Source organism: Akkermansia sp. AE01SA01 (assembly GCF_036417395.1).
Taxonomy (GTDB): Bacteria; Verrucomicrobiota; Verrucomicrobiia; order Verrucomicrobiales; family Akkermansiaceae; genus Akkermansia.
Window position 1 is genome coordinate 2657026 of record NZ_CP143890.1, and the last position, 18063, is coordinate 2675088.

Consider the following 18063-nt stretch of genomic DNA (forward strand, 5'->3'; position numbering starts at 1 on the left):
TCCTTTCCATCCTCCTGCAGGGAACAGAACCTGTGTCTCCTTTCCCAAACAACGGAATTTACCTGTATGCGGCCTATTTCAAAACCTTTCCGATGGGGCGATAGGCGGAGAATGCGACCGGAATGGAAGAAAACAGCACGCATCCTAAAAGGGAAACGCCCAGAAGCCACAAATCCTGCCGTATATCGGCATACGTCAGAACGGTATCGCCCAATTTGAAAAACTCTCCAAGGACGATCTTCTGCGTCTTCATGAAAGCCCATACGGCTCCGGCAAAGGAAATGCCTATCAGGAAAATATTCTCAACAATGAATGTGAGGATCAGAAGGACAGGCCGCACCCCGAAACTTTTCATCAGGGTATAAACATATTCGTTCTGGCGGAATTCCATGGAAGCCAGGGCAGTCAGAAGAATCCCCACGATAACCGCAATGCCGATGGAAAAACCCATCCGGCATTCCATCTGGTTGCTCATCAGAACTTCCAGCCTCTTCAGAAGTCCCACGTGCGTCTGGACTATCGTCATGCTCCCGTCATAGCGTACAATGTTGTTCAGCGTCTCCTCAATGCTCTGGATATTGGCTGCGGTCATCTCATGCACCCGGATGACATAACGGTAATTGCTCATGGGGGAATCCAATCCGGAATTGAAAGCACCCTCCGGGGTCAAAATCACTCCGGAAGGATACAGCTTCCCCAGCAAATGGTTTTCCGGAAGCGGGGAGGCATTCAGGGAAAAATCAAAATCTCCGATGGATACCACGCACGGCCCCGGATGCAGCGGACTCCTGCCGGGATTAAACAGGAGGACGACAGGATGCGCCTCCAACTCCAGATCGGCAAGAAAAGCGCAGGACTCCATGTTGTATTCCAGAATAGGGAAAGCGGGCTTCCCCACCCTGGCAAACCCGGCCGGGGAGTCCTTCAGGGCCAGAACGTCGCAGCCGTGCAGGAGAGGCAGTTCGTGCTGGAGCAGATTTCTTTTGGAGGCCTCTCCCTCACGCACGGTATCAAAAACCATGATCAGGTCCGCTCCGTTCTTCCTGATCTCATCATGCAGCATTTTGGAGGAAAGAACGTAATTCGCAAGAAAGGAAAGAGCGCACAAGGAAAGAAAAAACGCAACGAGTACCCGGGAAAGAGGGCTGGCCGGCCTTTCCTTCCAACGGTGAAGCGTATCCTTAAAGAGATACAGGCTGATTAAAATCAATGATTTCATGAGTCAGATCAAAAAGGCGTGAATCATGCGTACTCAGAATGCAAATCTTGTCGGCAGGATACTCCCTGATCAGTTTTTTGATGATCTCCGTGTTGCCGTCATCCAGTCCGGAAGTAGGTTCATCCAGCAGCAGAATATCGGAATCCTTCATCAATGTCCGGGCCAGGGCGGCGCGCTGGGCCTGCCCGCCGGACAGGCTTCCGGCCTTCTTGTGGCGCAGGGACTCCAAACCCAGCCTTTCCACCAGGTCATCTGCCCTGCGCTTCCACTGCTTTCTCGGCAGCATGGCCATTTCCGCGCATAGCTGAAGATTTCTTTCCACCGTTGCCAGAGGCAGCAGGTTGATGCCCTGGAACATGTAGCTCACCTCCTTGCGGCGGTAAAGCGCATCCGTCAGGGACGCGCGGCGGGGGGTAAGCACCCTCCCCCGCTGGGGCCGCAGATAACCGGCCAGAATTTTCAGCAGCGTAGTCTTCCCGCATCCGGAATATCCCTTTAAAATAGTGATTCCGGAAGAAAAAACCCTGTTGTAATTCTCAAAAATCCATTGCTTGTTCGAATAGCTGAACCAGACGGATTCACATTCCAATTTCATTTTTTCCGAACAATCAATTCCGTTTCACCGCTTACGACCAGCTCCAGATCGGGATGCATCTTTTCCAGAAGTTCCTGCCAAGAGGAGCATTTTCTCCCTTCCGGACTGGAAGCCAGCCGGATTTTATTAAGGCGGATTACCTCTCCGGGGGGGGAATAATAAAGCCTGGCCGTACAATTGGAGCCCAGCATGGCATGTGCCCGCTCATGCTCTTCCGGAGGCAGGCGGAAAAAGTAGGCCAGCAAATCCCCCCCGCTGGAGGTGTTCTTTTCCACACGCTTGAAAGCAAACGTTCCCTTCAGAGAGGACCCGTCGCTCATGGGCACTGCCAGATACAGGGATTCCGGAGGGAGCCTGGTCAGATCGGGATCGGTAATGGAAATGGTAATATAATAGGCGGAATCATCACAAACGGTCGCAATGGAAGATGCCGCATCCAGATACAGGGACGTGCTGTCGTCCCGCGGAAAGGAGAATTGGTACTGCAGCTTGCCGTCAAAGGGCATTCTGAGGATGTACTTTTCCTCCTTCTTGCGGAACTCCAGCCTGGGCTTGTCTTCCACCATGGTCAACTCCTTCTTGACCAGCTCTATTTTTTCCTTCAGGGATTGCTCCGCTTTCTGCCCCCCCTCCGGCTGTTTGCTGGCATACTCCCTTTCTTCCCGGGACAGGGAGGAATAGAACTTCATCTCCTCCAGCTGCTTTTCCAGTTCGGACAGTTCTTCCTTCTTGGCGATGCGATCCTTCATAATCTTGACTTCCAGATCTCTGCGCTCCATCTCGATCTCGTCCTCATTGACCGTAGCAATGATGGCATCCTTCCGGACCCTCCCTTCCGCCGGAATCCAGTTGCTGACAATCCCGTCCGCCGGCATGGCGAACGAGCGTATCCTCTCGGGCACGATCTTGGCCTTGAATGCATTGATATAGCAGTCCTGTGCGGCAACAGGGGCTTCCCTGCCCGCATCCGGGACGGAATCCATCACGGCTCCATGCAGCTGGCTGAATGCGAAGACGCATGGCAATGCCGTCAGGCAGGATTTCTTCCACGTTCTCAACATATTTCCCTGTAAAAGAAAAAGCGCGGAAGTCCTTTGCGAACCACCGCACTTTGAATATAAAATCTGTGACTCATGGGCCACTTGAGGAGATGACCAATCAATTGCCGGTGGGGTGGTAGTACACGTTGCCGGTCGTTCCGGACCACGGGGTTCCGGCAACGGCCCCGCCGCCCTCCTGCACGGCGCCTATGAAGCGAACGAACCCCGTGCATGTGCCGCTCGTATCTTCATGCTTTGTGGAAGCCTGGTACGTAATATCCATGTCCACCTGGACGGAGCCATAAAAAATCACCACAATCGGACCGGGCAGGGTAATCTGTCCCTGGGCTATTACGAAGTTTCCTTTCAGGGAAGCTTTCTCGGCACTCGGCCTCCTGTAGATCATGTGGGTCTCCGCAGGAATCGCAGGACTGGCCGCCGCTCCCTGGATCTTCGCCAACGGGAGATCGGAGCCATTGCCCGTCAACTGAATAGTCAGATCACCGCGATTTTCCGGGTTTACTTCATCCGTAATCGGCACTACCATGTCCAGTCTGCTCCCGGTCGGCAGACAATCCCCTTCCCCAGTATCGCCGCTGCCTCCGCAGGACAGAAATCCGACAGACAATGCTGCCAGAGACAGAGAAGAGAGAGAATACTTATTGAATAAACGGGCAGACATCATGGAAAAATAAGTTTTTTCTAAAATAGTGTTTCTTCCGTAAACGTCAATAAAATAACTGCGGGGATTCATATCTTCGCAGCGTCTGCCGCCCCGAAACGCCACGGAGAAAAGAAGGGGAAAGGGAAAACCGCCGGCGGGCCGTCATCCAGGAACACGGGAAAGAATGCAAAACCTGTTTTTCCTGTCTGAAACAACATCCGCAAACAAACACTGCCGCCATCATGGCCCGTCTCCGGAGAAAAGCTAGCCCGCTTTCTCCAGCCGCCTTTTGATTACGCGTCCCGTCACGAAGAGAGGTGCGGCTCCCATCAGAAACAGGAACACGGAGTCCTTCCACGGCGTGGGCACCGTCCCTTCGTCCGCGCTATAGCCAGGATCATCCGGAGCCTTCCCGGAATTGCCCCACGGCAGAGGCTGGCGGCGCGCCAGGAAAATCTCCGGGCGGTCCAGCGTATCCCGGCTGACCCGCTGAATTTCCGCGGACTCATCCAGCATCACAATGCGGTCGTTGACATAGAACGACTTGACGGAAGGCTTGCCTTTTCCCTTCTGCTCCAGCTCGGAAATCGTCCGCTTGTAGCTTTTTTCCGAACCGTCGATGGCGGCGCGCCGGACGGTTCGCACAGCATCTTTCGCCTGTTCCGGATCCTCCGCGCCAATGGCGGAAATGTGCAGCAGCGCCAGCTTGAGCAGCTTGAACTCCTCAAATTCACGGTTGCTCAACTGGGGCTTGGCCTTCAGTTCATCCACTTTTTCCTGAATGGTTTCCCGTTCCTTTTCCCAGACGTTTTTGGAGGCCTGGTCCACCACCATCATTTCAAAGGAATAGCGCAGGGGACAAAACTCCGCCACCAGGGGAACGCGGCCCGGCTTGAGGCGGCCATGCTCGTCCGTGCGGTGGGCGGACCAGGGAATGAACTGGTTCATTTCATCAAAATGCACGATGGCCCCGGCCATCAGAATCTGGGGAATCAGCAGCAGCGGCACCATGTTGAGCGCCGCGCGCTCCGTTTTGGCAAAGACGGAGACAAGCAGGGACAGGCTTACACCGATAAAGGCCGTCAGAGTCATCGTCCCCAGGTAAACCAGAAACATTTCATGGATTTCCAGAATGGCGTTCCCCACCCACAGGAATAGGGCGGACTGCACGGCGGACAGCCCTGTCAGCACCAGCGCCTTGGCAAGAACGTAACCGGTCACGAACACTTTGGAATTGCTTTCTCTCTTGAGCAGGGCACGGTCCTTGAGCACCTCGCTGGCCGCCCCGGTCAGGCCAAAGAACATGGCTACGATCGTCGCCAGAAACAGATAGGACGGAATGTGAAGAGCCGTGGCAAACGTGTATTCCGGACTGGAGGAAGCGCGCAGCGTCAGGGAAATCAGCAGGGCCAGCACGGGACCTTCCAGAAGCATGGTGTACAGCCCCATCCGGCTCCGGACGCGCCCCAGAAACGTGCGTACGGCCCAGATGCGGAAAAGCCGCCACAGCTGCATCACGCTGCGGCGGGGAGCGGGAGGAAACTCCAGCGTGCCTTCATACAGCGTCCTGGGGGCGCCTCCTTCATGATGGTGCCCCATTACGTTGCGGAAACGGTAGCCCTCAAAGCGTTCCTGCCACAGCCGCGGATGCTGCCTGCGGCGGCGGTCGTGCCAGGAAAGGGGGGCTTCCAGCACCTCAAATACGTAATCCGCACCTCCGGCGGTCCGGGACTCTTCCGAGACGTCTATGGACATGTCCACGGCCGCCTTCCGGAAATAGCGCATCATGCCCGGCACATCACCCCAGTAGGCCATCTGGCCGCCGTGGTCCAGCACCAGCACCTTGTTGAACTGGTTCAGAATGGCCGTGCTGGGGCGGTGCATCGTGGCGATCACCATCTTGTCGCGGCTCATGTTCTGCAGGGTCTGCATGACCAGCTTGGCATCCGAGGTGGAAAGGCCGCTGATGGGCTCGTCCAGCAGGAACACGTCCGCAATGCCTGCCAGGTCAAGCCCCAGGTTCAGGCGCGTTCTCTCCCCGTCGGAAATGGTGCGCGCATTCATTTCCCCCACGCGGCGGGAAGCGATGTGCGTCAGCCCCAGGAATTTCAGGATGGCGTTCACCCTCCTGGCACGGCCGGAGCGCGTCAGGCGCGGCCTCCGTATGATGGTAGCCTGGGCGATGTGTTCCGAGACGCTCATGGCGGCGTCCAAAATGTCTTCCCGGGGAATGAAGGCAATATAGGGGCGCACCAGTTCCGGTGCGCTGTACAGGAGCTGGTTGTTGTAGCGGATGCATCCGCGCGTGGGCGGCAGATGCCCCGCCATCATGGCCAGCAGGGTGCTTTTCCCGGACCCGCTGGGCCCCAAAATGCACACCATTTCTCCGCGCTTCACGCTCAGGTCGATATTATCCAGAACGCGTCCGGAGCGCCGAAATTCCTTGGTCACGCCCTCCACGCTGAGCGTCCTGATGGCGTGGTACTCTTCATCCAGCACCCCGGCGGAAAACCGGCAGCGCAGGGCATGGTAGGAATTCAGGTGCACCACGTCCCCGTCCTTTAAAGACATCCGGCCCTTGACAATCCTGCCGTTGATCCACAGAGGCATGGACGCCTCCATCACCTCCAGCCAGCCGGAATTGGTAGCGCTGGAAAAAGACACCTCCAGCACTACTCCGGCTGCCAGCCCCGGAGTCAGCAGCATATCCCCCTTGCGCGCCTTTTCCGGCATGTTGGTCACGCGCAGCTTGCGGGTGCCGGGGTCCAGGCGGAAGCGGCGTCCGATGTCGGACAGGGCGTTCTGCATCTCCCCCATCGAAAAAGGGCCTTCCCCATCCAGCGTGAAGGAGGAATAATATTCCATCCTGACACTTTCTCCGGGATACAGCCGGTGGCCGTCCACCACAAACTCCACCTCCGGCCTCAGCACCTCCACCTCGCAGGCCAGCCCCATGCTCACGCGCACCGCGCTGGCTCTGGACCTCATGCGGCTGATCTGGAGCGAACCGTTGTCCAGGACAAGATAGCAGACTTCCTGCTTGCCGGAACGCTTGCAATCCAGGAAAAAAGCGAAATCCTCAAAACTCAGCGGCCCGGAAGGCAGCAGCACCACCTGTCCGTTGGTCAGCGGCATCACTCCGCCGGTGGCCAAATGCCGCCCGCGCACCACGATGGACTTGGAGCCGTCGTTAACCACCAGCACCAGGCGGGAACACCGGATCAGCCGGAAGGAGATCCCCTGGTCGGACTCCGGGAGAGACACCTCTCCGCCGATTCCGGATGAAAAACTCACGCTGTAGGCCGGTTCCTGGGCCTCCACATCCGGAGTCATCAGAAGCTGCCTTAAATGGTTGGCCGCTCCCGGCAGTTCAAGCCCGTACGTCACTTGATCAAACAGCTCCCCGGTCATCCTGGGGTCTCCGGTATTGATGAGCAGGGAAAGCACTTCCAGGGCAATCGCCATGCGCTCCGTTTCATCCCGGCCGGAGGCGGCGGACGCCAGCACGTCCTCCACCGTCAGGCTGGCGCGCATGGACCGTTCAAACCGGTTGGAAAGCCAGCGGTGCTCCACTTCCGGGAAAGTGTAGCGCAGAATATCCAGGGCGGCGTCCGCATCCCGCGCGCTCAAGTGGCGGCGGCCGCTCAAAATGGTAGCGAACAGGTCCACCAGCGTTCCGGCGTGGATCTTCATGGACCCGTCATCCCGGCGCAGCCACGGAACATAGGCGCCCAGTGTTCTGACCAGATTCAACCTCCAGTGGATCAGCTTGGAGGGTATGTCAAAAAACCATCGGATCATGCCAGCGAATGCGTTGCCTGCACCAGTAGTACAGGGATTCCCGCACCACCTCAAGCGGAACCGGACTTTCCCGGAGAAATGACAATATTTTCTGCACCTTTATCTTGCAATAGGTCCGGCGTAAGTATAGTTCTGTCCAATATTCCTCGCCTTTCAAATGAAAGCGGGTCAAAATACACCAACATTATCACAACATGGATATTTTAGTTTCTACTCTTTGTGACTTCGCCGCCGATTACCAGGGCAAACTTTGCATTCAGGGCGGGTTCGATTCCCTGGTCGCGCGCCAGTTCCCGGTAGTGCATCCCGTTTGCGCCGTTGCCCTGCGCATCTGCCTCACCCCTGAAGACGAAGGCAACCATGAACTGGGTCTGAGCATCGTTGACGCCGACGGCACGCCGCTGGACAAGGAACGCATGCCCATCAAGATCAACTTCCCGGTGCCCGCCTTCCCGGAAGGCGCCTCCTTCTTCACCCGCAACCTGATCATGAACTTCCAGGGCCTGCGCTTTGAAAAGCCGGGCAACTACTCCATCGACCTGACGGTGGACGGAGAACTGGCCTCCCGCGTGCCTTTCCGCGTGGTACAGGTGCAGGAAGAAGCTTCCCAGGAAGCCTGATCAACACACGTTTTTTCTATCAAGCCGCCTGCCGTTTTTCCGGCAGGCGGTTTTTTATTGCCTTGTATTTCAAAAAGGACATGTTTCCGGAGAAGGAGGATTCCCCTCCACCATGTTCCGGAACGCTTTTCAACCACACAAGGCGTGAGCCGGCGCACCTGGGCGGTACAGATACACTCCGCCGGAAACGGATGCCACCGGAAACCCGTGCCCTTTCTCCCGGATGGCCTGCCTTACATTTCGCTGAAATCCAGCCGGGTAACGTTGAAGTAGGTTTTCCCCTTCCGGCTGGAACTCCACAGGATAACCAGCATCAGGGCAAACAGACCCAGCCGCCATGCCACTTCAAAAGGATAGCTGGTCACTTCCCGCTCCACCCCGATGCAGTTGCAGGAAAGGGAAAGCCCCCTGATCCATCCCTGGACAAAAAGGGCCACAAACGTAAACGTCAGCGCACTGCCCAGCAGAGCGGCTCCGGAGCAGGTCCTGCGGAACAGAAGCCCCAGGCCCACCACGATTTCACACGCCACCCCCAGGGAAGCCAGGGGATGCCCCCAGGCCTCCGGGAAAATGGAGAAACGGTCTATGGTTGCCTGGAGCTGGTCCAGATGAAGGAGCTTGCGCCCTGCCACAAAAAGAAAAAAGCCTCCCATCCCCACCCGGAGCAGGAACATGCAGATACGGACTATTTTCTCTCTCAGCATAACGAACGCTTTCTGTTATTCAAAGTGGCTTTGCTGGCGGCTTACCTTGTCATTGCGCAAATTATTAAGTTCGTGACGGACCTTTTCCAACTCCAGCTGAAGGGCCTCTTCCCGTTCGGAGGCAGTTCCCGCGGAGGAAGGCTGGGCCTTTCCGCCTTTTCGGGACTTGCCTACGGCATCTTCCTGGAAAAGCATCTTCAGCCCGGAGGCCTTCGTGTCAAACTTCAACACGCCGGAAACGGGCTTCTGGGAACCGGGATGCTTCACGGAAGCCTTCACCGTCACGGTGCCGGGCTGCGTTCCCAGGCGCACCAGCGCCGGGGCGGACCCCCACTTGACAGGCTGAACCAGCGTGCCGTCCGGAGAATCCGTCAGCAGCTCGGCCGGCCCCTCGATGGAAAAAACGATCTCTTCATCATTCAGGCGCTTCACCGTTCCGCGGCTGTCCGTGACTTCCGCCACCACGGCAAACACGTCGGAACCGTTCGCGGACAATTCCACCCCTTCCTCACGGTCCAGGCGCAGGCGGATTTTCTCCGCACGCCGGGACGGACGCACCTCATGCCTGGTCACTACCTTCCCGCCAATCAGGCCTTCCGCTACCAGCTTCACCGCACCTTCCTTCCCGGCGCGGGCAAGCTTCTTGTTTTCCATGAAATCCCACGCCTTCGGGAAGACGACGGGCACGCGCTTGAGGCCGCTGGAATAGGAACCCACCTTCTTTTCTACCGGAGCTCCTCCGTTGACGCTCAGACGCACAGAATCACAATTGGAAAATACCGTGACGTCTTCCGGAGAAAACGGGGTACATTCATTGGCGATGTAAACCACGGGACCGGAACCAAGTTCGTTCTGGGATTTCTGGGGCCGCTGGGACATGAAGGCGTAATAGGACGTCTTCGGCTGGCGGAAGGCATCCAGAATGCCGCCGTAAAAGGGATCCGGATGGTAGCCGCGCTGATGATCGAACGGATGCCACAGGCAGCCGCCGAAGTGGTAGGCCGGAGCGGCGTTCAAGGTATCATAGTTAGTATAGGGGAAGGACGTCTTGAGGTAGTGCAGGGCCTGAACCATCATCGGAACCTCCCCCCAATGGCGCGCCACGCGGGAGGTGGAATTATGGGCGGACCAGGTATCCACGTTGTCCCCGAATTCCCGGGTGAAATAAGGCTTGTTGTTTTTCCGCTCCTTGATGGACCAGTGCTTGTCTCCCGTGGAGGGATGGGCATAAAGCACTTCATAATGTTCGCTGCCCTGGGCCACCGCATCGCAAGCGGTATAGCACCCCGGATACGGGTATTCCTCATGCACCAGGTCACGGACTTTCTTGGCAAAATCTTTCGGATAATGGGTCTCATTGAGAATGGGCTCCCACATCATTACGGAGGGGTGGTTCCGGTCGCGGCGCACCATCTGGCGCACATCATCATATACCCGGTCCGCAAAAGGTCCCTTGCCCCAGAACTGCCATCCCGGCGTAGCGACGATGACAAACAGTCCCAGACGGTCGCAGGCATCCATGAAAGCCGGATCCTGAGGATAATGGGCGCTGCGGATGACGCGCATGCCCGCCTTTCTCAGTTTCACGGCATCCTGCCATTGCAGGTTGTTGGGTACGGCATTGCCCAGCCGGGCGAAATCCTGGTGCCTGTTGCCCCCGATCAATTTTTCCGGGAACAGGGAACCGTTCAGCACCAGACCTTTCTCCGTAATTTCCACAGTCCGTATACCCACCCTCATGGAACGGTTGTCCAGCAAATGGGCCGGATTCTTGGCATCCGTTCCTCCGTCGGCCTTCCAGACCTCCACGCTCAGCGTGTACAAATTGGGATTATCCGGAGACCACGGCCTCACATTGGAAATCACCAGGGGAATATCCACTTCACCCGTGGAATGCGGCGGAATCACAAGGGGAGCCGTCTCCCCCACGGGATCCACGCCCTTGGGGTCCGTCATCAGTGCCTGCACGCGCACCTTCTGTTCCTTGTCCGTATTGTTGGCTACCTGCACCTTCACCGCTGTCTTTCCTTTCCGGGTGCGGGGATCAAGGGATTGCGTTCGGAAAAAGATACCGCCGCCAGCCACGGTCCCTGCTTCATTCGGGTCCGTGATGTAAACGGGTCCCGTAGAAATCAGGTACGCATCACGGTAAATGCCGCCGAAATAGGCAAAATCCAGACTCTCCTGGGGCTTGCCGGGAGGATAGGAACCGTCGTTGGAATTGTCCGCCTTCACGACGATGACGTTCTTCTGGCCCGGCTTCAGCCACTTGTCCAAATTCACGATGACGGGAAGATACCCGCCTAAATGTTCTGCGGCCTTCTCGCCGTTCACCCATACCTCGCTCTTCCCCATGATGCCTTCAAAATACAGGGTATTTCTCCTGCCCTTCAGATCGGCAGGCGCCGTAAACGTCTTCCGGTACCAGACCGGTCCCTGGTAATTGGAACAGCCGCTGGCCTCTTCCGGCAGCAATTCGATGCCGTCGGGAAGATTCACGGACTGCCAGGAGGAATCGTCAAAATCCGCTCCGGTCACCCCTTGCGGAACATTCTTCCCCTTGAAAAACTTCCAGCCTACGTTCATGCCGTACACATGCCTTTTGGTCGTCTGTTCCGGCAGCCGGAGCGCCCCGGCTACGGAATACTGGCCTGTGGAGGAAGCTGCCTCCTCGGCGGCGTTTTTCTGGTCCGCATGCGCGGACATGGCTCCGGACAAAACTGCGGCCGCCAAAAAAACAGGAGAGATATTCATAAATAATAAATGGGATGTTTCTATTGCAAAGACTTTTTACGGAAAAATCCGTGCGGGTCTTTCACCCCTATAATACATCCTTGCTGATAATGCAAATACATACGTCATCAGGCATCTTCCGCTTGACCTGACTGGCATGTTTTTTCATAGTCAATTCGTCCTGTGCGGAACCGTTCCGCAGCCCCGGCTCCGGGGGTCAGACTTTCAGTCCCGTGAAAAGGAAAAAGCATGGCTCCCCCTGGGTTAGACCGGGACGCCCGCCTTTATCCACTAGTTTTTTTATGTCATCTTTCTTTCAGAAAATTGTCAAACTGTTCTCCTATGACATTGGCATTGACCTGGGCACAGCCAATACGCTGGTCAACGTCAAGGACCAGGGCATCGTCCTGCGCGAGCCCTCCGTCGTAGCCGTCAAGGGGGACAAGGTACTGGCCGTGGGGGACGAAGCCAAGCGCATGCTGGGCCGTACCCCCGGTTCCGTCACGGCCATCCGGCCACTGAAGGACGGCGTCATTGCCGACTTCTACATCACGGAGGAAATGCTCCGCTACTTTATCAAAAAGGCTACGGCCAGGTACTACCTGATCAAGCCGCGCGTGCTCATCGCCATTCCCTCCGGCATCACGGAAGTGGAGCGCAGGGCCGTCAAGGAATCCGCGGAAGCGGCGGGCGCGCGGCGCGTGCACCTGATTGAGGAACCGATGGCGGCTGCCATCGGCGTAGGCCTTCCCGTTCAGGAAGCCGCCGGCAACATGATCGTGGACATCGGCGGGGGCACCACGGAAGTGGCCCTCATCTCTCTTTCCGGCATCGTTTACAGCCGTTCCGTGCGCTGCGCAGGGGATGAACTGGACGACGCCATCATCTCCTACATGAGGAGGACCTACAATCTCATGGTCGGGGAACGCACCGCCGAGGATATCAAAATCCGCATCGGCTCCGCCTATCCTCTGCCACAGGAACTCTCTATCGAGGTCAAGGGCCGCGACCTGGTCGCGGGCCTTCCCAAGACAGTGACCATCCGCTCTGAAGAAGTGCGGGAAGCACTCACGGAACAACTCAACACCATCGTTGACGCCGTGCGCACGACTCTGGAGCGCTGCCCCCCCGAACTAGCCGCCGACCTCGTGGACCGGGGGATTGTTCTGGCCGGCGGAGGCGCCTTGCTGCGCGGACTGGATCAGCTCCTTCACGAGCAGACCGGCCTGCCTATCCACATCGCGGAAGATCCGCTCAGCGCAGTTGCGGAAGGGACGGGAAAAGCCCTTCAGGAACTGGACTTCTTCACTAATGTTACGGATGCGGAAGACTGAATCCGGCAGAGCCGGCACCATTCGTCCGGCCCTCCGCTTCCATCCTGCCGCATCCGGTCAAACGCACCTGCCCGCCATGATTCCTTTCCGGCCCCTGCCAAGACTTTCATTCCAGCCACTCCCGCCGGGAAATGGCCTTCCGGAAACATTACGGGCAATAGCACACCCTAGCTTACTCACACCCCGTGTTTACAAAAATGCTTAAAAAAATCAAAAGAGCCTTCGGCTTCGGATCATGTGATCCCATGGAAGGCTCAACAATCATCATCAATGCCGAAAAACTCGAACGCCGCGTAGCCCTTCTGGAAAACGGCGTGCTGGAAGAATACACCATCGAGCGCGAAGGCGAAGACAACATCGTAGGCGGCATCTTCAAGGGCCGCGTCAAAAACATAGAACCGGGCCTCAAGGCCATGTTCGTGGACATCGGCCAGGAAAAAAACGCGTTCCTCCACTTCTGGGACGCCCTGCCCGCCGCTCTGGACTCCAGCCTGGAAGAAATCGAACGCGAAGGCCGTCCCAAGAAGCAGCAGCGCAAAATCACCTCCAAGGACATTCCGGACATCTACCCCATCGGGTCTGAAATCATGGTGCAGGTCACCAAGGGCCCCATCGGCACGAAAGGCCCGCGCGTCACCACCAACGTCTCCCTGGCCGGGCGCTACCTCGTCCTGATGCCCTTCACAGACCAATTCGGTATCTCCCGCAAGATCGAAGACCCGAAGGAACGCCTGCGCCTGCGCCAGATCATGCAGAAGCTGAATGTGCCGGACGGCATGGGCATCATCATGCGCACCGTCGCCCAAGGGCAGCGCTACCGCCACTTCGTCCGGGACCTGGCCATGCTGCTGGAACAATGGTACTCCGTGGAAGAAAAGAAAGAGGCCAACCCGGCTCCCGTGTGCGTGTACAAGGAACCGGACCTCATTGAACGCACCGCCCGCGACTTCCTGACGGACACCGTGGATAACATCATCTGCGACGATTCAGAAACCACGGAACACATGCGCTCCATTGCCGGCAAGATTTCCCGCCGCGCCAAGCGCCACATCCAGCACTTCCCCGTGCGCACGCCCATTTTTGAAGAACTGGGTATTGAAAAGCAGATCAACGAGGCGTTCCAGCGCCAGGTGCTGCTGCCTTGCGGCGGCTACCTGGTCATTGACGAAACGGAGGCTCTGATCGCCATCGACGTCAACACCGGGCGCAACAAGGGAACCAAGGACCTGGATAAAACCATTCTGGACACCAACCTGGAAGCGGCCTATGAAATCGCCCGCCAGCTCCGCCTGCGCAACATCGGCGGCCTGGTGGTAGTGGACTTCATCGACATGCGCCACAGGAAGGACCAGCAGGCCGTTTACAAGGCCATGAAGGAACGCCTGAAACGTGACAAGGCTAAAACCCAGGTACTCCAAATCACTCCCATCGGCCTGATGGAAATGACCCGCCAGCGCCTCAACGAAAGCCTGCGGGAATCTGTTCACGATCCCTGCCCGTACTGCTCCGGCCGCGGACGCATCAAATCCGTGATGACCATGAGCGTGGAAATTCAGCGTCAGATCTACGCCTGCATCCAGAAATACCGCGACACCATCGGTGACATGGTCATCGTCGTGAACTCGGAAGTGCTCTCCCGCTTCAAGAATGAAGACTCCAGCCTTCTGATGGAACTGGAACGCCAGCACAGCGGCAGGCTGATCTTCCGCGGCGACCACAACCAGCACCGCGAAAGCTTTGCCATCTACGACGCCCGGTACGACAACAAACCCCTGTACCAATCCGGCCAGTAACCCGTACTATTGCACCACCAGCCTTCCGGCCGGGCGACTTGGTCGCCCGGCCTTTTTTAATTCTCCATGAACCGCATTCCCACCTCGCCGAACGATCCCGTCAACACGGACATCCTCATGGTGGCGGAAGATCGCGTCAAAGGCTTCCTCCGTCTGCCCTTCCACGCCATTGCCGAACAGTGCGGCCATCCCGTGCCCCTGGTCATTGAACGGCTCAAGGCCATGATGAACGCCGGAGTGGTGCGGCGCGTGCGCCAGACGCTTCTGGCCACCAAGCTGGCCCAGGGAGCCCTGGTAGCCTGGCACGTGCCGGAAGAAAAGCTGGAAGCCGCCTTTGACTGGATGAAGGAACACGACCCCTTCACGGGCCATGTGGTGCTCCGCAACACGGACCATGCCAATCCCGGGGCCGGCTACCGGCTCTGGACCACGATCAAGGTGCCCGTGGGCTGCGGCACGCTGGAAGAACATTGCGACATCCTGAAGCGCCACGTCGGTGCGGCCGGCTATGTCCTGCTGCCGGCCCGCGGCGTCTTTACGCTGGGCGTGGGCCATATGCGCCGCAGGCACCTCCAGCCCGGCGACAAGACGCCGGAACCCGCCCCCATGCAGGAGACGAAAACCGTCTCCCTCTCCGGTCTGGAATGGAAAGTCCTGCTTTCCGTCAAGGAACAGCTCAAACCGGAGGAAATGGTGGAAGACCCCTGGTCCCTCCGCGCCGCGCAAATGGGACTGGGTACGGAAGAATACTGCCGCACGGCGGAAGAACTGGACAGAAAACAGGTGATTGGCCGCTTCGCCACCTTCCTGGAGCATGTGCGCGCCAGAACAGAGGACGGCCCCGTCACCAAATACAACGGACTGTTCCACTGGACGGTACCCGCCGGCATGGAAATCCGGGCCGGTTCCGAATGCGGACGCCACATCTGCATGACCCACTGCTACTGGAGAACAGGGGGGGACGTCTTCGGCGGCGCACAAATCATGGGCGTGGTGCACGGGCTGGAACGGGATTCCGTGATGGAGCACAAGGCCGCCATTGACCGCCATTTGGACGCCAAAGGCATCCCCGTGCTGCATACGGCCGTCTTCTGGGGGGAACGTTCGGAAATCAAGCCTTCCGAAATCTCCCCGGAAGTGTACGAAAAATGGCTGGAAGACGTCAAAAGCGCTCCCACCCTCCCGTAGGGCATTCCGTCCTTTATCTTCCTCCTTCCGGCAGCGGCCCGTACCAAGCCTGTTTCAGAACTGCCATGAAAACATTCACAGTAAAAGCATCCTCTTGCTCGTGGATGGAAAGTCCGTCCATGAGGCCTTTCCGTCGCAAGCCGTACAAGATAACATGGTGCCCAACCGGACCCCAACTTCGTAAACCACCTTATGAACGATGATCTGAATTTGCAGCCAGACCGGGGCCGTTTGACATTTGCTCAGGCGAATACCAGAGTAGAAAAAAGGAACGGGTGTTTGTTCGCCTGAAATCAACAAGGCGAACGTGTCAAATTGGAATTGGCAGAATTTATCTTATCAAGTGAAGGAAAAACCGGACATGAACAGAATGAATATCATATGCCTGGGTGTCAGAGACATGGAAAAGGCCATCCGCTTTTACCGGGACGGACTGGGTTTTCAGACAAGGGAAAAAAGCAACACCCCCGATGTCATCTTCTTTAACACTTCCGGCACGAAACTGGAATTATATCCTCTGGATCTTTTGGCAAAGGATATCAACAAGGACACTCCACCGGAAACAGGTACGGGATTTAATGGAATCACGCTTGCCTATAATGCCAAAAGCAAGGAAGAAGTGGTGAAAATCGTCGAACTTGCCCGCAAGGCTGGAGCAACGATTGTAAAAGAACCTCAGGATGTCTTCTGGGGCGGTTTTCATGCTTATTTTACTGATTTGGATGGCTACTACTGGGAAGTCGCGTGGGGACCGCGTGACAAATTTGACGACAACGATATGCTTGTTTTATAACGGATAAAACGGGCCGGGACAACGGAGGCAATTCCCTGTTTACCGGATCGGTTGAATGTCGCCTCCCTGGCCGCAGGGAACAGGAGCCTTTTTCAGTAGGGGAAAGCAGCGTTTCGCTATGCCGTTAAACACCGCTCCCAGTCTTCTAGGGCATTTTTTCCGCATTTGAGCTCTCTTCTGCCTTTGACTGCAAGGACCGTCTTTCTCCTGTGGCTTTGGGGAAAGCACGGTATGGCCATTCCATCGGCAGGCCGGACAAGGGCTTGACGATCTTTCCTGTTGCGGCACCAAATGGTGACGGCTTTACAAAGCCGTCCTGTCACGGGTCATGCCATATTAATGCCGGATTGGAGAAAATGTCCGTTTCATGCAGCTTCACGAGTGTACCGTTACGGAACGGCTTGCCGCCTTCCGGTACATGAGGCCGCCATCCACGCCATGAAAAAAACGGAACCGCCCTGCAACCTGGGCAGGACGGCTCCGTTTAAACCGGGGAAAAGTTCTAAGTATTTCCCTGACTGGTTCCTACTGCTTCTTTTCCGCTTCCGCGGGAGCCTGTGCGGCAGTACCGGGGGAGGGATTCTTGTAGGAAACGGCAAAGGCATCGTACTTGGCCGGCAACTTCTTGTCCGGGAACATAAGTTCATGCAGGCGGTACAGGGCCGCCGCTTCCTTCACGTTGAGGGGGCGCGTCTTCATCTGCATCTCGGGAATCACGGTTTCCGGATTATGCTTTCTGGCCTCCACCGCGGCGGACACCGCGGAGTTTTCCAGAAACTGGGCAACATCCGGCATGCGCAGGTAGGCATCCAGGGAGCGGGTGATGCTGGCGGAACCGAGGTTCTCGTCGGAACCATGCAGGAGCACCAGCGCTTCCGCAAAATAATCCAAAGCCTTGTTGGGGTCCCTTGATGCAAGGGAGGCTGCTCCCAGGGCGTACTTCATGCGCGCCTGCTGAAGGCGCGTGGCATTCTTCTTCGTTGCGAGGAAGGAGGAGGCCTGGGTCTTCACCTCGTTCCAGTTCCTGTCCGGAATCAGGGCCATGATTTTGGCTACTTCCAAATCATTCTGTGCGGAAGGGGACAGATTGGCAGCCCTGACGGGGAACCGGGACACCAGTCCCTTCACGCCGGCCCAGTCCATCATGCGCATGGCGCATTCCAGTTCATTGACGGCTGCCCGGGCGGACAGGCTGTCCTTGATGGGAAGCGTGGCGGCATACTTGCCGATCAGGGCATGGAACTTGTTGCGGGCGTCCTGGTACTTGCGGTTTTCCATGGCTACCTTCGCGTCGACGAAGTCATCCGTTTCAAAGATGTACAACGTCCTGAACGCGCTGGCAGCCTGTTGAAGAATGTCCTGGGATTCCCGTGTTTCCACAAACTGGACCATGGGACCGTTGGCCGACAGAATGAAAATATCCGTCGGGCGGCCATTCTTGATGGCGGGATTCGCTACGCGGGCCCTCAGGCGGGGAGGGTCCGCGGCGTTCTGCGCCATGGCCGGAACCAGAGTGGACAGACCGGCCAATACCATTATTACTGAAAGTGCTTTCATATCGTTTATATGCTAACCGTGT

13 protein-coding genes are annotated in these 18063 nt (G+C 57.2%); 5 read left to right on the plus strand and 8 right to left on the minus strand.

The window, feature by feature from the left end; all coding sequences use genetic code 11:
- Nucleotides 1–73 precede the first annotated feature (73 nt).
- From V3C19_RS10805 to V3C19_RS10825, 5 genes are all read right to left on the minus strand, one after another.
- Complete coding sequence (locus tag V3C19_RS10805; RefSeq protein WP_130083210.1) at nt 74–1219, minus strand: ABC transporter permease; 1146 nt, start codon at nt 1217–1219, stop codon at nt 74–76.
- Nucleotides 1182–1814 (minus strand): ATP-binding cassette domain-containing protein, encoded by a 633-nt coding sequence (locus V3C19_RS10810; protein ID WP_130083211.1) that lies wholly within the window; start codon nt 1812–1814, stop codon nt 1182–1184. Before V3C19_RS10810 ends, V3C19_RS10805 begins: the two co-directional genes overlap by 38 nt.
- Nucleotides 1811–2875 carry a hypothetical protein gene (locus V3C19_RS10815; protein ID WP_130083212.1) on the minus strand — a complete coding sequence of 355 codons (1065 nt, stop codon included), beginning with the start codon at nt 2873–2875 and terminating at the stop codon, nt 1811–1813. Before V3C19_RS10815 ends, V3C19_RS10810 begins: the two co-directional genes overlap by 4 nt.
- 97 nt (nt 2876–2972) lie before the next feature.
- A complete protein-coding gene (locus V3C19_RS10820) occupies nt 2973–3401 on the minus strand; it encodes a hypothetical protein (protein WP_130083213.1) in 429 nt (142 codons plus the stop codon).
- Nucleotides 3402–3782: 381 nt separating this feature from the next.
- The gene (locus V3C19_RS10825) at nt 3783–7319 is read right to left on the minus strand and encodes an ATP-binding cassette domain-containing protein (protein ID WP_130083214.1); all 3537 of its coding nucleotides are present in this window, start codon (nt 7317–7319) and stop codon (nt 3783–3785) included.
- A 194-nt stretch (nt 7320–7513) separates the two neighbouring features.
- Here V3C19_RS10825 and V3C19_RS10830 point away from each other — a divergent pair, with 194 nt between their 5' ends.
- Nucleotides 7514–7939, plus strand: a complete 426-nt coding sequence (locus tag V3C19_RS10830; RefSeq protein ID WP_067570945.1) for a hypothetical protein — start codon at nt 7514–7516, stop codon at nt 7937–7939.
- 233 nt (nt 7940–8172) lie between these two features.
- Here the strand turns inward: V3C19_RS10830 and V3C19_RS10835 are convergent, their stop codons facing one another.
- Together V3C19_RS10835 and V3C19_RS10840 are read right to left on the minus strand one after the other, a co-directional pair.
- Nucleotides 8173–8643: a MauE/DoxX family redox-associated membrane protein gene (locus V3C19_RS10835; protein ID WP_295934772.1), complete on the minus strand. Its 471-nt coding sequence runs from the start codon at nt 8641–8643 to the stop codon at nt 8173–8175.
- Between the two features lie 15 nt (nt 8644–8658).
- The gene (locus V3C19_RS10840) at nt 8659–11397 is read right to left on the minus strand and encodes a glycoside hydrolase family 2 TIM barrel-domain containing protein (protein ID WP_295875609.1); all 2739 of its coding nucleotides are present in this window, start codon (nt 11395–11397) and stop codon (nt 8659–8661) included.
- A gap of 281 nt (nt 11398–11678) precedes the next feature.
- Here V3C19_RS10840 and V3C19_RS10845 point away from each other — a divergent pair, with 281 nt between their 5' ends.
- The 4 genes from V3C19_RS10845 to V3C19_RS10860 all read left to right on the plus strand — a co-directional run bounded on the left by V3C19_RS10845 (nt 11679) and on the right by V3C19_RS10860 (nt 16484).
- Nucleotides 11679–12710 carry a rod shape-determining protein gene (locus V3C19_RS10845; protein WP_012419593.1) on the plus strand — a complete coding sequence of 344 codons (1032 nt, stop codon included), beginning with the start codon at nt 11679–11681 and terminating at the stop codon, nt 12708–12710.
- Nucleotides 12711–12955: 245 nt separating this feature from the next.
- Nucleotides 12956–14503: an Rne/Rng family ribonuclease gene (locus V3C19_RS10850; protein ID WP_082770105.1), complete on the plus strand. Its 1548-nt coding sequence runs from the start codon at nt 12956–12958 to the stop codon at nt 14501–14503.
- A gap of 66 nt (nt 14504–14569) precedes the next feature.
- The gene (locus tag V3C19_RS10855; protein WP_295934775.1) at nt 14570–15691 is read left to right on the plus strand and encodes an Lrp/AsnC family transcriptional regulator; all 1122 of its coding nucleotides are present in this window, start codon (nt 14570–14572) and stop codon (nt 15689–15691) included.
- A gap of 361 nt (nt 15692–16052) precedes the next feature.
- Nucleotides 16053–16484 carry a VOC family protein gene (locus tag V3C19_RS10860; RefSeq protein WP_130083218.1) on the plus strand — a complete coding sequence of 144 codons (432 nt, stop codon included), beginning with the start codon at nt 16053–16055 and terminating at the stop codon, nt 16482–16484.
- A gap of 525 nt (nt 16485–17009) precedes the next feature.
- On the opposite strand, the gene V3C19_RS10865 is transcribed toward V3C19_RS10860, so the two are convergent.
- On the minus strand, nt 17010–18041 hold the full coding sequence (locus tag V3C19_RS10865; RefSeq protein ID WP_295934778.1) for a hypothetical protein: 1032 nt from the start codon (nt 18039–18041) through the stop codon (nt 17010–17012).
- Between the last annotated feature and the right edge of the window lie 22 nt (nt 18042–18063).

Bases quoted from the DNA above. Each gene is read 5' to 3' on its own strand.
- V3C19_RS10805 (WP_130083210.1), bottom strand. From the start codon at position 1,219: ATGAAATCATTGATTTTAATCAGCCTGTATCTCTTTAAGGATACGCTT.
- V3C19_RS10810 (WP_130083211.1), bottom strand. From the start codon at position 1,814: ATGAAATTGGAATGTGAATCCGTCTGGTTCAGCTATTCGAACAAGCAA.
- V3C19_RS10815 (WP_130083212.1), bottom strand. From the start codon at position 2,875: ATGTTGAGAACGTGGAAGAAATCCTGCCTGACGGCATTGCCATGCGTC.
- V3C19_RS10820 (WP_130083213.1), bottom strand. From the start codon at position 3,401: ATGGTAGTGCCGATTACGGATGAAGTAAACCCGGAAAATCGCGGTGAT.
- V3C19_RS10825 (WP_130083214.1), bottom strand. From the start codon at position 7,319: ATGATCCGATGGTTTTTTGACATACCCTCCAAGCTGATCCACTGGAGG.
- V3C19_RS10830 (WP_067570945.1), top strand. From the start codon at position 7,514: ATGGATATTTTAGTTTCTACTCTTTGTGACTTCGCCGCCGATTACCAG.
- V3C19_RS10835 (WP_295934772.1), bottom strand. From the start codon at position 8,643: ATGCTGAGAGAGAAAATAGTCCGTATCTGCATGTTCCTGCTCCGGGTG.
- V3C19_RS10840 (WP_295875609.1), bottom strand. From the start codon at position 11,397: ATGAATATCTCTCCTGTTTTTTTGGCGGCCGCAGTTTTGTCCGGAGCC.
- V3C19_RS10845 (WP_012419593.1), top strand. From the start codon at position 11,679: ATGTCATCTTTCTTTCAGAAAATTGTCAAACTGTTCTCCTATGACATT.
- V3C19_RS10850 (WP_082770105.1), top strand. From the start codon at position 12,956: ATGGAAGGCTCAACAATCATCATCAATGCCGAAAAACTCGAACGCCGC.
- V3C19_RS10855 (WP_295934775.1), top strand. From the start codon at position 14,570: ATGAACCGCATTCCCACCTCGCCGAACGATCCCGTCAACACGGACATC.
- V3C19_RS10860 (WP_130083218.1), top strand. From the start codon at position 16,053: ATGAACAGAATGAATATCATATGCCTGGGTGTCAGAGACATGGAAAAG.
- V3C19_RS10865 (WP_295934778.1), bottom strand. From the start codon at position 18,041: ATGAAAGCACTTTCAGTAATAATGGTATTGGCCGGTCTGTCCACTCTG.